This is a genomic window from Albidovulum sediminis (genome assembly GCF_025380365.1).
In the GTDB taxonomy this organism is placed as follows: domain Bacteria; phylum Pseudomonadota; class Alphaproteobacteria; order Rhodobacterales; family Rhodobacteraceae; genus Albidovulum; species Albidovulum sediminis.
This window is the reverse complement of the sequence record NZ_JAOCQF010000001.1, coordinates 1409379-1422928: the sequence shown is the minus strand read 5'-3', so window position 1 is coordinate 1422928 and position 13550 is coordinate 1409379. Positions and strand designations below refer to the sequence as shown.

Annotated in this window: 15 protein-coding genes; 7 read left to right on the top strand and 8 right to left on the bottom strand. The window is 67.3% G+C overall.

Annotated features, from left to right (window positions below; all coding sequences use genetic code 11):
* Positions 1 to 27: 27 nt before the first annotated feature.
* From modA to N5I32_RS07140, 3 genes are all read right to left on the bottom strand, one after another.
* Positions 28 to 792: a molybdate ABC transporter substrate-binding protein gene (modA, locus tag N5I32_RS07150; protein WP_261494705.1), complete on the bottom strand. Its 765-nt coding sequence runs from the start codon at positions 790 to 792 to the stop codon at positions 28 to 30.
* Between the two features lie 62 nt (positions 793 to 854).
* On the bottom strand, positions 855 to 1220 hold the full coding sequence (locus N5I32_RS07145; RefSeq protein WP_261494704.1) for a winged helix-turn-helix domain-containing protein: 366 nt from the start codon (positions 1218 to 1220) through the stop codon (positions 855 to 857).
* Positions 1221 to 1306: 86 nt separating this feature from the next.
* Positions 1307 to 2044, bottom strand: coding sequence for a GntR family transcriptional regulator (locus tag N5I32_RS07140; RefSeq protein ID WP_261494700.1), 738 nt, complete (start codon positions 2042 to 2044; stop codon positions 1307 to 1309).
* Between the two features lie 199 nt (positions 2045 to 2243).
* Between N5I32_RS07140 and N5I32_RS07135 the strand changes: the two genes are divergently transcribed.
* From N5I32_RS07135 to N5I32_RS07110, 6 genes are all read left to right on the top strand, one after another.
* On the top strand, positions 2244 to 3431 hold the full coding sequence (locus tag N5I32_RS07135; RefSeq protein WP_261494699.1) for an ABC transporter substrate-binding protein: 1188 nt from the start codon (positions 2244 to 2246) through the stop codon (positions 3429 to 3431).
* An 86-nt stretch (positions 3432 to 3517) separates the two neighbouring features.
* On the top strand, positions 3518 to 4387 hold the full coding sequence (locus N5I32_RS07130) for a branched-chain amino acid ABC transporter permease (RefSeq protein ID WP_261494698.1): 870 nt from the start codon (positions 3518 to 3520) through the stop codon (positions 4385 to 4387).
* Between the two features lie 4 nt (positions 4388 to 4391).
* Positions 4392 to 5363, top strand: coding sequence for a branched-chain amino acid ABC transporter permease (locus N5I32_RS07125; protein WP_261494697.1), 972 nt, complete (start codon positions 4392 to 4394; stop codon positions 5361 to 5363).
* A complete protein-coding gene (locus N5I32_RS07120; protein WP_261494696.1) occupies positions 5360 to 6142 on the top strand; it encodes an ABC transporter ATP-binding protein in 783 nt (260 codons plus the stop codon). The genes N5I32_RS07125 and N5I32_RS07120 overlap by 4 nt, the downstream gene beginning before the upstream one ends.
* Before the next feature lie 3 nt (positions 6143 to 6145).
* The gene (locus tag N5I32_RS07115) at positions 6146 to 6868 is read left to right on the top strand and encodes an ABC transporter ATP-binding protein (protein WP_261494695.1); all 723 of its coding nucleotides are present in this window, start codon (positions 6146 to 6148) and stop codon (positions 6866 to 6868) included.
* An 8-nt stretch (positions 6869 to 6876) separates the two neighbouring features.
* Entirely contained in the window at positions 6877 to 7602 is a 726-nt protein-coding gene (locus N5I32_RS07110) for an aspartate/glutamate racemase family protein (protein WP_261494694.1), read from the top strand.
* Between the two features lie 12 nt (positions 7603 to 7614).
* Here the strand turns inward: N5I32_RS07110 and N5I32_RS07105 are convergent, their stop codons facing one another.
* The 5 genes from N5I32_RS07105 to N5I32_RS07085 form a co-directional block, all read right to left on the bottom strand.
* On the bottom strand, positions 7615 to 8637 hold the full coding sequence (locus tag N5I32_RS07105; protein WP_261494693.1) for an aldose epimerase family protein: 1023 nt from the start codon (positions 8635 to 8637) through the stop codon (positions 7615 to 7617).
* A 69-nt stretch (positions 8638 to 8706) separates the two neighbouring features.
* Positions 8707 to 9327 carry a hypothetical protein gene (locus N5I32_RS07100; protein WP_261494692.1) on the bottom strand — a complete coding sequence of 207 codons (621 nt, stop codon included), beginning with the start codon at positions 9325 to 9327 and terminating at the stop codon, positions 8707 to 8709.
* 110 nt (positions 9328 to 9437) lie between these two features.
* Positions 9438 to 9971 (bottom strand): Hpt domain-containing protein, encoded by a 534-nt coding sequence (locus tag N5I32_RS07095; RefSeq protein ID WP_261494691.1) that lies wholly within the window; start codon positions 9969 to 9971, stop codon positions 9438 to 9440.
* Entirely contained in the window at positions 9968 to 12112 is a 2145-nt protein-coding gene (locus tag N5I32_RS07090; protein WP_261494690.1) for an ATP-binding protein, read from the bottom strand. Before N5I32_RS07090 ends, N5I32_RS07095 begins: the two co-directional genes overlap by 4 nt.
* Before the next feature lie 39 nt (positions 12113 to 12151).
* Positions 12152 to 12637 (bottom strand): putative pterin-binding protein, encoded by a 486-nt coding sequence (locus N5I32_RS07085; protein WP_261494689.1) that lies wholly within the window; start codon positions 12635 to 12637, stop codon positions 12152 to 12154.
* Between the two features lie 247 nt (positions 12638 to 12884).
* On the opposite strand from N5I32_RS07085, the gene N5I32_RS07080 reads away from it, so the two are divergent.
* On the top strand, positions 12885 to 13493 hold the full coding sequence (locus N5I32_RS07080) for a response regulator transcription factor (RefSeq protein WP_261494688.1): 609 nt from the start codon (positions 12885 to 12887) through the stop codon (positions 13491 to 13493).
* Positions 13494 to 13550: the final 57 nt, after the last annotated feature.

The window sequence follows — 13550 nt, the reverse complement described above, 5'->3', positions numbered from 1 at the left end:
CGCCTCGCTCAAGGTGGTTCGGTCCGGTCAGTTCAGGATCGCGAAGCCCTGCGCGGCGAACTTCGCATCCCCGGCATCGGAGGACAATGCCTCGAAAAATGCGCGGTCGGCCGCGTCCGCAGCCCCGGTCAGAAGGGCGCCCGGATAGACGATGGGCTTGTGGCTGTCGTCGGGGAAGGTGCCGACGACGGTGACGGCATCATCGGCCACCGCGTCGGTCGCATAGACGATCCCATAGGGTGCCTCGCCCGTCGAGACCAGCATCAGCGCCGCGCGCACGTTTTCCGACTGCGCGACCGAGGCCTCGACCGAGGGCCAGAGGCCGAGGCTTTCAAGCGCCGCCTTGCCGTATTGCCCGGCGGGCACGGCATCGACCATTGCCATGGCAAGCTTGCCGTCGCCCAAGAGGCCCGCCAGATCGAGGCCCGGCCCGATCTCGACCGGGGCCGCGTCCGTTCCATGGGCGACCAGCACCAGCGTGTTGCCGAAAAGGTCGGCGCGGGTGCCCTCAGTCACCAGCCCCGCCTTCTCCACCTCGTCCATCCAGTTCACCGCCGCCGAAAGGAAGATATCGGTCGGCGCGCCTTCGATGATCTGCTTGGCCAGCGCGTTCGATCCGGCATAGCTGATCGTCACCGTATGGCCGGTGGCCGACTGGAAATCGGCAGCTACCGCATCGAGGGCGGTTTTCATCGAGGCGGCGGCAAAGACCACGACCTCCTCCGCCAGCGCGGGCAGGGGAGGCACGAGCAGCGCCGCAACGGTCAGGATGGCTGTGAGAGGTCGGCGCATGAGTCCTCCGTTCGATATGTTCTCAGGAACATATCTATCCGCGCTGCCCTGGCGCGCAAGCGTTATTTTCCACCGGAAATATCCGACCTGCCCCCGGTCACCAGCATCGCCTCCAGCGCCGCGATCGGGTCGGTGGTGGCGGCGCGGGCGCGCTCAAGGATGTCACGGTAAAGCCCCAGCACCTCTTCGCCCGCCTCGGTAAGCTGCGCGCCGCCGCCCCCCGGACCGCCGCGCGCGCTGACGACAAGCGGCGCGCGGAAGGCGGCGTTCATTTCCTCGACCAGCATCCAGGCGCGCTTGTAGCTCATCCCCATCTGACGGCCCGCCGCAGCGATCGACCCGGTGGCGCGGATCCGCTCCAGCAGGTCCGCCTTGCCAGGGCCCAGCATCGCGTCGTCGAACAGGATGCGCAGCTTCAGCGTGGTCATGGCTTTTCCCCTCCCGCGCCACCGTTATGTCCGCTTCGCCCGATCGTCCGCAAGGGCGGGGCAGGCGGGCACGGTGCGGCGGCGCCTCAGCCCTGGTTCGTGCCGGCGCGGGCCTGCGGCGCGAAGACGCTGAGAAGGTCGACCTTGGAGCGATGCGCGGACTTCAGGTCCACATGCGCCTGGATATGGCGCAGGTGCGCGTCCATGATGCGGGCGGCGCGTTCGCCGTCGCGTTCGCGGAAGGCAGCCACCAGGTCGGCGTGGTCGTCGTCGCGGCAGTTCGACACACCCGGCGCGCCGAAGATGCCGATGATCAGCGATGTCCGCGTGATCAGTTCCTTGACCATCCGCAGCATCACGCCGTTGCCCGCGATCTGCGCGAGCAGGGTGTGGAACTGGCCCGAAAGCCGGATCGCGTCCCGGCGGTTGCCCTCCGTGTGGGCCTGCGCCTCGCTGAGCAGATGGCGGTCGAGCGCGTCGATATCCGCCGCCGTCGCGCGTTCGACGGCCAGGCGCGTCACGTTGGGCTCGATCGCCAGCCGCGCCTCGAAAACCTCGCGCGCCTGTTCGGGGGTAGGGCGGGCGACAAAGGCGCCGCGGTTCGAATGCAGCTCCACCACCTCGCGGCTGGCCAGCAGAAGCAGGCTGCGGCGCACCCGCATCCGGCCCACGCCGAACGCCTTGCAAAGGGCCGCCTCCGACAGCTTGGTGCCGGGCGGAAGCCGCTGTTCCACCACGGCCTCGTAGATCTGCTCGACGATATCCTCCTCGGCGACCTCCTCGGCGTCGGGAAACCGGTCGATCGTGGGTCCTGCAAGCGTCATGGTCCAATGCGTCCCGTCAAGATGCGCCCGCCGATGATTAGCGCGCGCAGGGCCAGTTTGAAAGATTCCAAGATCATCGACAATACGGCAATTATTTTGTTGACACGATTGTTAACAATCTGGCTCAATCACCTTGCCAGCTCGCGCCGAATCCCGGAACGCGAGGCAATGACGTACATGGCAATCAGGGAGGATTGAGATGAACAGACGCACCCTCTTGAAATCCACGGCGCTCGCCGCAGCCGCCAGTCTGGTTTTCTTCGGTGCCGCCAGCGCGCAGAACCCGGTCCTCAAGATCGGGTTCGTCGGCGTGACCTCGGGTCCGGCCGCGGCCTGGGGCATTTCCAACCAGCGCTCGATGGAAACCCGCGCAGCCTGGCTGAACGAACTCGGCGGGGTCGAGATCGACGGCCAGAAATACGATGTCCAGATCGTCGCCTTCGACGACCAGAAGGACCCCAAGCGCGCGATCGCGGGCATGGAGAAGATGGCGCAGGAAGGCATCCACTATGTCGTCGGCCCGAACGTGGACGACGGCGCCGCCGCCGTGCGCCCGGTCGCCGAGCAGAACGGCATCATGTACTTCCCCTACGCCTTCCCGAAGGAGCTTTACACCGCGCCCGCGTCGAACGCGATCCTCGGCATGGTCGCCAACTACCAGTCTGGCCCGGCGATCTACAAATACCTGATGGAAAACAACGGGGTGAAGAAGGTGGCCTTTGTCGCCGCCAACGAATCCGACCCGTTGTCGCAGCGTGACGGCGGGGTCGAGGCGGCCAAGGCGCTCGGGCTTGAGGTGGTATCGGACAGCGTGACCTACCAGGTCGACACCACCGACTTCACGCCGGTCCTGCTGCCGGTGCTGCAGTCGCAGCCCGACCTTCTGGTGCTGTCGGGCGTGTCGCCCGCCAACGCGCCGCAACTGATCCGCTCGGCCCGCGAACTGGGCTACACCGGCCTGATCTCGACCGAGACCGCGCAGGACGCGACCGTGCTCCAGGAAGGCGCGGGCGAGCTTGCCAACGGCTTCATCTCGGTCGGCGGCGCCTCCACGCCCGAACTGGCCTCGGACGCGATGCGCGAATTCGTCGACCGCTACACCAAGATGTTCGGCGAATACAACGACGAGTCCAACACCAAGGTCTACGCGCTCGAATACATCCTCGAGACCATCAAGGCGAACCCCGCCGCGATGAACGACGTCGAGGAATTCAAGAAGACGATGGACACGTTCGAGGCGCCGAACCCCTTCATGGTCGGCGACGCGAAGCTCACCTATGTCGGCACCACCTCGTTCGGTCAGAAGCGCCAGGTGTCCGTCCCGCTCGTCGTGAACGAGTTCAAGGACGGCGCGTTCCAGACGCTCTTCGTCGCTCAGGTGGACTGAGCCGCGCGCGGAGTGTCTTGACGAGTGTCTTTCCGGGGTCCGGCGCACCTATCCTTGCCGGACCCCGCCCAACCTCAGGACGCGACATGGAACAGATTCTTGCCAATGGGCTCTATCTCGGTGCCCAATACGCGCTCATTGCGCTCGGGCTCACGCTCATCTTCTCGCTCATGAACGTGCTGAACTTCGCCCACGGGCAGATGTACGTGCTGGGCGGGTTCGTCACCTATACGGTCGTGGCCCAGTTCGGGCTGCCCTTCATCGTCGGGCTGGTGGCCTCGGCGGTCGTGCTGGCCGTGGTCGGCGCGGGGGTGGAGCGGTTCCTGTTCCGCCCGGTCGTCGCGCGGTCCAAGCGCGAGGAATCGACCATGCTGCTGGCGGCGGGCATCGCCTTCTTCCTCGACGCGGTCATCCTGCTCCTGTTCGGGGAAAAGCAGCGCGGCGTGCCGAAGATCGTGAACGGCGTCTTCAACTGGGATTTCCGCCTGGTGATGCCCTACGACCGCATCCTGATCGGGGTGCTGGCGATCGCGATGATCGCGGGTTTCATCGCGCTCATGCAATACACCAGGGCCGGGCGCGCGATGCGGGCGCTGGCGCAGGACCGGATGGCCGCGCAACTGATGGGCGTCGATGTCGAGCGCTATTCGATGCTGGGCTTCGCGCTGGGCGCGATGCTCGCGGGGCTTGTCGGCGGGCTTCTTGTCACCATCACCGGGGTCAACCTCGGCATGGGCGGGCCGACCTCGATCAAGGCGTTCCTGATGATCATGATCGGCGGCGCGGGCGTCATTTCGGGGGCCATCGCGGGGGGCTTCATCCTTGGCATGATGGAATCGATCGGCCTGACGCTTCTCGCGGCCTATGGCGACATCACCTATCTGGTGATCTTCGCATCGCTGATGGTCTTCCTCGCCTTCCGCCCGCAGGGGCTGATGGGCAAACCGTGGGGATAAGGCCATGAACACGCAAAAACTTCTGGGCATCGGCGCCTTCGTGATCGCCGTCTATGTCGCGGTGCCCCTGGCCATCGCGCTGAGCGGGCGGTGGGACTTCTACTACACGCTCACCTCCGTCGCGCTCCTCTCGGTGGCCTCGGCCGGTGTCTGGCTGACCTTCTACATCGGCCGCATCAACATCGGGCAGGGCGCCTATGCGCTGGCGGGGGGCTATGTCTCGGCCATCCTCGTGACCACCGCGGGGGTCAGCTTCTGGCTCACGCTGCCGCTGGCGGGGGTCTTCTGCGCGGCACTCTCGGTCCTGATCGGGCTGCCGATCCTGCGCCTGCGCGGCGTCTACTTCGCGATGGTCACGCTGGTCCTGACCGAGGTCGCGCGCCTGACCGCGCTGGCCCTTCCGGTCACGAACGGGGCCAAGGGCATCACCTCGATCCCGCTGCCGGGCGAGGTGTCGATCCTCGGGCTGACGCTGATCCCTGACTTCGCCACGCTCGGCAATCCCAAGCTTGCCTTCTACTTCATGGCGGTGACGCTGATGGTGATCTGCTACGCCTGCCTGTGGCGGATCGTCAACTCGCGCCTCGGCCACCTCTGCCGGTCGCTCCAGCAGAACGAGGAACTGGCCGCCTCGATCGGCGTCAACACCGCCTACCTGCGCGTGCTGGCCTATTCGATCTCCTCCTTCTTCGGGGGGATCGCTGGGGCGATGTTCGTGGCCATCTCGCAGTCGATCTACCCCTCGTCCTTCCAGGTCGCCGACAGCGTGAACTTCATGCTGAACTGCTTCCTCGGCGGGCTCGGCTACGTCTTCGGCCCGATGCTCGGCACGCTGCTTCTCTACTTCGGCTGGGATCTCCTCTTCACCACCGGGCGTTACCAGCTCCTCATCTACTCCTCGCTCATGATCGCGCTCATGCTGGTGCTGCCCAATGGCCTGCTGAGCCTGTTCGACCGCAAGGGAGGCCGCAAATGACACCGATCCTTCAGGTCCGGGGCGTAACCAAGCGCTTCGGCGGGCTGACCGCGAACAACGACATCTCCTTCGACGTGGCGGAGGGGGAGATCCTGTCGGTGATCGGCCCGAACGGGGCGGGGAAATCGACGCTCTTCAAGCTGATCGCCTCGTTCCTCAAGACCACCTCGGGCGAGGTCCTCTACAAGGGCACGCGCATCTCGAACCTCGCGCCGCACCGGGTGGCGCGGATGGGGGTGGTGAGGACGTTCCAGGAAACCACGATCTTCCGGTCGATGACGGTGCGGGAAAACATCGTGGTCGCCCATCACCTGCGCTCGCGCGCCTCGCTCCTGGGGTTCTTCCTCGGCACGCTTCAGGCGCGCAAGGACGAGGCGGAGTTCGGCGCCTCGGCGGACGAGATCATCGGCTTTCTCGGCCTCGACGCGATCCGGGACGAGATGGCGTCGAACCTGCCGCAGGGGCATCTGAGGGCGCTCGGCATGGCGATCGGGCTCGCCACCGACCCCAAGGTGCTGCTCCTCGACGAACCTTTCGCCGGCATGAACCATGACGAGACGATGCGCATGGTGGCGCTGGTGCGTCGGCTGCGCGACGAACGCGGGATCACCGTCCTTCTGGTCGAACACGACATGCCGGCGGTGATGAAGATCTCCGACCGCATCGTCGTCATCAACTTCGGCCAGAAGATCGCCGAGGGGACGCCGGCGGAGATCCAGTCCAACGAAAAGGTCATCGAAGCCTATCTGGGCAGCGAAGACGCCGCGATCGGGATGTAGGCCATGACACAGTTGCTATCCTTCCGGAACGTCGAGCTTTACTACGACCACGTCTACGCGCTCAAAGGCGTCTCGATCGAGATGAACGAGGGCGAGACCGTCGCGCTGATCGGCGCGAACGGGGCGGGCAAGTCCTCGATCCTGCGCGCGATCACCGGGCTGAGGAAGATCCGCTCGGGCGAAATCCACTACATGGGCGAACGCCTGGACGGCACGCCCGCGCCCGAGATCGTGCGGAAGGGCATCGCCATGGTGCCCGAGGGCCGGCGCGTCTTCCCCTTCATGTCGGTCAAGGACAACCTCCTGATGGGGGCCTTCACCCGCACCGACAAGGTGGAGATCCAGCAAACGCTCGACAGCGTTCTGGAACGCTTTCCGCGCCTGAAGGAACGCTTCGGCCAGCAGGCCGGGACGCTGTCGGGGGGCGAGCAGCAGATGATGGTGATCGGGCGCGCGCTGATGGCCAAGCCCCGGCTCCTCCTGCTTGACGAACCCTCGCTCGGCATCGCGCCGAAGCTCGTCCAGGACATCGCCCGCGCCATCGTCGCGATCAGCCGGGACGAGGGGGTGAGCGTTCTCCTGGTCGAGCAGAACAGCCGCATGGCGCTGTCGATCTCCGACCGGGCCTATGCGCTTTCCACCGGCGCGGTGGTGCTGTCGGGCGAAAGCCGCGCGCTGATGGGGGACGAACGGATCAAGGCCGCCTATCTCGGCGGGGAGCTTTAGGTGACGCGATGCGACTTCTGGTGATCAACCCCAATACGACGGCCTCCATGACCGAGAAGATCGGCGCGGCCGCCCGCCGCGCCGCCGCCCCGGGGACGGAGATCATCGCCGTCAATCCCGCGGCCGGGCCGGCCGCGATCGAGGGCTACCATGACGAGGCGATGTGCGTGCCGGGCGTTCTGGACCTGATCCACACCACGCCCGATTTCGACGCGGTGGTGATCGCCTGCTTCGACGATACCGGGCTTGACGCCGCGCGCTGCGCGACCGACCGGCCGGTGATCGGGATCGGCGAGGCCGGCTATCACTTCGCCTCGATGCTGTCGAACAAGTTCTCGGTCGTGACCACGCTGGCCCGCTCGGTGCCGGCGCTCGAACACAACCTGGTGCGCTACGGTCTGGCCGCGCGATGCGCCCGTGTCCGCGCCTCCGACGTGCCGGTGCTGGAGCTGGAGCGGCCCGGGTCCGAAGGGCGTGGCCGCGTCAGCGCCGAGGTCGCGCGCGCCATCGCCGAGGATCGGGCCGAGGCGATCGTGCTGGGCTGCGCCGGCATGGCCGATTTCGCCGCGGCGCTGTCGCGCGAACACGGGCTTCCGGTGATCGACGGGGTCGTCTGCGCGGTCGCGCTGGCGGAATCGGCGGTGCGGCTGGGCCTCAGGACGACGCGGCTGGGCGGCTATGCCCCCCCGATCCGGGTGCGCCCTGTCCATGACGCAGGGCGCCTGTCGGGATGATCCGCGGGCGCGTCAGAGCGCGCGCCTGCTGAAGACGAACTGCGTGTGCTGGCGATAGGTCTCGCCGGGCCGGAGGATCGGCTGCGGCCAGTCCGGGTGGTGGATCGCGTCGGGCCAGACCTGCGGTTCAAGCGCGATACCCGCATGCGCGCCCATGCGCCGCCCGTCAAGGCCCGGCACCGGCACCTGGAGCGGCGCGCCGTCGAAGACCTGCACCCCCGGTTCGGTGGTCAGCACGCGCATCGCGACATCGCCACCCCGAAGCTCCGCCACCTCGCGGATCGGGACGCGTGCGGGGCCGAGGCAGAAGTTGTGGTCAAGCCGCGTGCGGGCAGTGACATCGCCCAGGCGGGCGCCGGCGCGCAGGTCGAAGGGGGTGCCTTCGACCGGCGCCACCTGTCCGGTCGGGATCAGGTCCGCGTCGACGGGCAGGTAGTGATCGGCCGCCACGCGCAGCCGGTGGTTCAGGATGTCCGGCTCGCCCGAGAGGTTGAAATAGCTGTGGTGGGCAAGGTTGCAAAGCGTCGGCCGGTCCGCCGAGGCGGTCATGCGGATGTCGAGCACGCCGCCCGCCTCAAGCGCGAAGCGCACCCGCGCGCTCAGCGCGCCGGGAAAGCCCATGTCGCCGTCCGCGCTGTCAATCCGAAGCGTCGCGTGATCCGCTCCCGCCTCCTCGACCGTCCACAGCCGCTTGCCGAAACCCGCGCTGCCGCCGTGCAACTGGTGCCTGCCGAGGAAGTTCGCCTCCAGCCGGTGTTCCACGCCCTCCAGCGTGAAGGCCGCCCCGGCGATGCGGTTCGCGCAGCGCCCCGCCGTCGCGCCGAAATAGCGCGAATGGGCCGGGTAATCCTCGAACCCGTCGAAGCCGAGGACAAGGGGCGGGGCATGGCCGTCCAGCCGCAGGTCCTGCAGGACCGCGCCCCAGGTCAGGACCGAGGCGGTCAGACCACCGCCCCTGATCGTAACCCGCTCGACCGGCATTCCGTCCGGCATCTTCCCGAAGAGTTCCACCATGCCCGCCCCGGCCCCCGTCATCCGCCTGCCCGTGGGCTTCCTTTTCGCCCACATTCGCGGGCCGGGCAATCGCGGCATTCGCGGGTTTCCTCAGGTGGGGCGGGGGCCGCCCGTGCGGGCGCCGGGGACGATGCGATTGCGGTGTTTCTTGCGGTTCGCGATCGCGGCGCCTGCCGCCAGCTTGAAGGCGGCCGGACCCAGCGGTGCGGGCAGCACACAGTCGAACCCTTCGCCATCGCGATTGCCGAAGGCCGCCTGGCCCGGTCCCGCGGAGACCAGGATCAGCGGCATGTCGGGGGCGGCCTCGCGCAGCGCCCGGGCCAGGCCGTCGCGGGAAGGGCCATCGGCATCCTCGTCGCGATCCAGCCAGACGACGGCCAGCGCGGCGTCTTTCAGCGGGGTGGCAAGGGCGCTTGCGGCGCCGGGCGCATCCGCGTGACGGACCCCTCCCGCCCCGAGTTGCGCGGACCAGAGCGTCAGCTCACTGCCGAGGTCTGCGGGCGCATTGACGGCGATCACCTGCTCCCCCCGCAGAAGATCGCTGCGAAACGGCGGTTCGGCGGGCGCGGCCGGCACATCCCCCGCGCCCCTGCGGAGAAGCCAGCGGAAGGCGCGGGCCGTCGCGCCGCGAAAGGCAAGACCGGCATCGGGGCGGGGAAGGGGGAACGGCAAAGTCATCTCGGCGCGCCATGCAGGGATCGTTCCTGCCATATGACCACCGGGCAGGCCCGCTCTTAAGCCTTGCTTTCGGTCGGTCGGGCGATACCGGATATCTCCGCTGCTTCGAGGTTGCCCTTTTGCGCCGTCGCGGTCTCTTTCGGTCAGCTTCCGGGCGTGGCCGGGGTGCGTGCCGCGGCCCCTTCGCCGGCCAGGGCGCGCTCGGCCTTGGCCCGGATGCGCGCCCAGTCCGCCGCGATCGCCCAGGATTGCGCCGCAACCTGCTCGGCTCCCGCGCCTCCGATCACGGCGGATTCGAGCGATGCCAGGCGATCGCGCAGGCCGCGCGCGCCGATCAGCGCGACCGCGCCCGCAAGCCGGTGGGCCTGCTGCGCGGCCGCGTCGCGCACTGTCCCGCCCGCGTCGATCCGGTCCAGCGCGCCGGCAAGCGCCTGCACCTCCGCGTCCACCTGTCCGAGGATCGCCGCGACCCGGCCGTGGCCAAGCGCGGCGACGAGGTCGTGGAGCGTGTCCATGTCGACGCCCGCCCCGCCGTCGTCCCCCTGCGCAGGGGCAGTGCCCGCCAGCGTTCCCAGAAGCTCGCGCAGGCGGGTGCGGGAGACCGGCTTGACAATAGCCGCGGTCATGCCCGCGCCAAGGAACTTGTTGATCTCGGATCGCTGGGCATAGGCGGTCACGGCGACGATCGGCACATCCCGGCATGGCCCATCGCCCTGACGGATTGCGCGCGTCGCATCCGCGCCGTCAGCAGCGGCATGCTGATGTCCATCAGGATGATGTCGAAGGCTTCGGCCTCCGCCAGCCGCGCCGCCGCCTCGCCGTCGCGCGCACTGGTCACGCTGTGGCCGTCGCCGGTCAGCATGTCGGTCAGGATCTCTAGATTGATGAGGTTGTCCTCGGCGACAAGGATGCGCAGCGGCTTGCCGGACGGGGCCTGCCCGTCACCGGCGCCGGCGGTGACGGGCGGGGCGGCCGTGTCGGCGGCAGCGACTTCGGCGGAAGGGGCCGGGGCAAGCGGAAGCGTCAGGCAAAAGGTGCTGCCCGCGCCGATCGCGCTTTGCACCGTCAGGCTGCCGCCCATCATCCGGGCCAGTCGGCGGCAGAGCGGCAGGCCAAGGCCGGTTCCTCCTGCGTTGCGCTCATAGCTTGCGTCGATGGTGACGAAATCCTGGAAGATGCGTTCGTGGTGTTCCGGCGCGATGCCGATCCCGCTGTCGCTGACTTCGATCGTCACCTCACCCGAGGGCGCCTCGGACAGCCGCAGGCGAATCTCGCCGTCCTGGGTGAATTTCGTGGCGTTGCTGACAAGGTTGATCAGCACCTGCCGGATCTTCTGGGCATCGCCGAGGTAGGTCGCGCTGCCCGCGATGGCGTTTTCAACGATCAGGTGATTGCGCGCCTTGCGTGCGGCATGGATCTGGTTGTCATGGACCTGCCGCGCGACCTCCTCGAGGTCGAAGGGGTCCTGCGCACATTCGAGCCGGCCCGCATCGATCTGGGAAATGTCGAGGACCGAGTTAACGTGGCTCATGAGGATGTCGCAGGAAGTCTGCATGGCGCCGACGATTTTTTCCTGCCGAGGGGTCAGAGTGGTGTCGCCGAGGACCTGCAGCGCGCCGACAAGGCCGTTCAGCGGCGTGCGGATCTCGTGGCTCATCAGGTTGAGCATCCGCGCCTTCGCAGTCTCTCCGGCCACGGCGCTTTCCAGTGCTTCGTTCAACTCGCGCTCGCGCTGCAGGCGGGCGCCGATATCGGCGATCCAGACCAGCACGCCGCGTCCGGTCGGGCCGTCGATGGCCGACATCGACACCTCGACCGGGAACAGGTCGCCATTGCTGCGCCGGGCGTGGGTCAGGCGGCCGACCAGGCGTTCAACCATGCCGCTGCCCGGCTCGCCCACGGGGATCATCAGCCGGTAGATCGCATCCTTCATCGCCTCGTCGATGGGCACGTCCTCCAGGTGCCGCTCCAGCACGTCCGCCGCCCCGATCCCGAACATCTGCTCGGCGGCGCGGTTGAAGTCCGTCACCGTGCCGTTGCCGTCGACGGTGATCACCCCCCGGTTGGTGCGCGTCAGGATCGCCTCGATCCGGGTCTTCGTCTCGCCGATGCGGCGCGCGCGTTCTTCGGCGCTTCTGGACAGGCGCAGAACGATGATAGTGCTGAACAGAAGCGCCAGGATCAGAAGGGTCGCGATGCCGCCAAGCCGCAGCAGTGTCGCGACCAGCGTATCGCGGATGGCGTCGGCGTAGACGGTGCGGTTGCGCACGGTATCGAGCGCCATCTGCCGGACCGGGTCACGAATGGCGTCCGTCTCGACATGCAGTTCGCCCAGCGCCGCGATCAGCGTGGCGTCGGGGGCATCGATCACGGCGGTCGTGCGGTCGAGATAGTCGCGTACCAGCGCCATTCCCTCGACAAAGCTCGGGTCCCGGCGCAGGTCGCCGTAGGTGTCGCCCTCCTCGAAGGTGCGGACACGGCTGTAGAAGATGTCGTAGGCGCGCCGGACCTGGGCAAGGCTGCCGGGGTTTTCGTCGAGCAGGCTGTGGGTGATGGCCAGTTCGAGCGCGCTCAGCTCAAGTTCCGCCTGCGCGATGTTCCACAGCACCCGGTCCTCGACAGCGGAGCGGTGACGCTCGAGGTCGAGGACGATGTTCTGCACCAGGAATGCCGCGCTCAGCAGGCACAGCACCAGGACCGAGACCGCCCAGCACGAGGAATTGGTCAGGCAGCGGCCGATGGACTGCCCGATCCTGACGAACCGCCCGGACGAAGGGCTGCGGGGGTCAGGGCCGCTCTCCCGCCCGGTGGTGCCCATCGGTTGCTCCTTGGTCAGGGGGATGCCACGGGGGCGGGATCAGTCCCGCACATCGAGGCCAACAAGTTGCCAGACGCTGCGGGAATAGGCAACGTCGTTGCGATACCGGCTGTCGGCATCGTAGGGGTAGACGATCCAGAGCGGACCCTTGTCGCGCAGCGACATTTCCTTGCCGTTCATGCTGTAGGCGATGATCGGGCCATCTTCCGAGGTCTCCGCCACCGGAATCTCGGCGCCATAGTCATTGGCCGCACGCGCCCAGACGACGCTGCCCAAGGCGCCCAGCCGGTCGAGCAGGACCTTGAGCGGGACGCCCTCGAACTGCTGGACGCCCTCGGTCCAGATGGTGCTGGTCGTGATCTGCACCCTCCCCAGCGCCCTGAGCGACGCGAGGTCGAGTGCGGCGCAACTGCCCCAGTTCCGGACCAGGATGTGCCCGCACACCGTCAGGACAACGTCCCCCGAGGGCTTCGCGAGATCGGGCAGGGGGCTGGCAAATGCCGCGGGTGCGAGGAAGCAGACCATGATGGCAAGCCGGACGGCCGCAAGCCTATTCCGAAACGCGCCCAGACCACACAAAACTTGGGGTTCCCCATACACACCTGAGATGCACGGAACATGACGTGCACCGAAAGGCAAGTCTTCTTAAGTATGGGGCGCGTTGCTTTAGAATAATCGAACCGCGGACGTTAACGCTTGCACAGCGTGGCCATGGGCCACATCTTTCGAGCGGAAACCGAACAGACGCGCAGCATGGACACCAACTGAGCTAATGAAGATTCTCGTCGCCGACGATCATGCGTTGGTTCTTGAAACGATTGTCGCCTATATCGCCAGCCACGATGACATGGACGTGTCGTCGGCGGCCGATGTCGATGCGACGCTGAACGGGATCGTGCGTGAAGGGCCGTTCGACTGCATCCTTCTCGATTACCACATGCCGGGGATGAACGGCCTTGACGGGCTGTCGCGCGTGCTCAGGGCGAACACCGGCGGCGCGGTGGCGCTGATGTCGGGCAATGCGACGCGCGAGACGGTGGAACGGGCGATCGCCGCCGGGGCGTCGGGCTTTGTTCCCAAGACTCTGGGCGCGAAGTCGCTTGTGCAGGCGATCCGGTTCATGGCGGCGGGCGAGATCTATGCCCCCTTCCAGTTCATGCGCCAGGGCGGCGATGAGGCAGGCGGGCAGTTTTCCGCGCGGGAACTGAGCGTGCTGCGCGGCATCTGCGAAGGCAAGCCGAACAAGATCATCGCCTACGAACTCGGCGTGCAGGAAGTCACCATCAAGGCGCATGTGAAAAGCATCTGCCGCAAGCTTGACGCCCGCAACCGGACCCATGCCGCGATGATCGCGCGCGACCGCGGCATCATCGCGTCATAAGCGCGCACCCCTCCTGCGCGGAATCTATCCGAAAGGGTAGGGCGGCTATGCGCAATC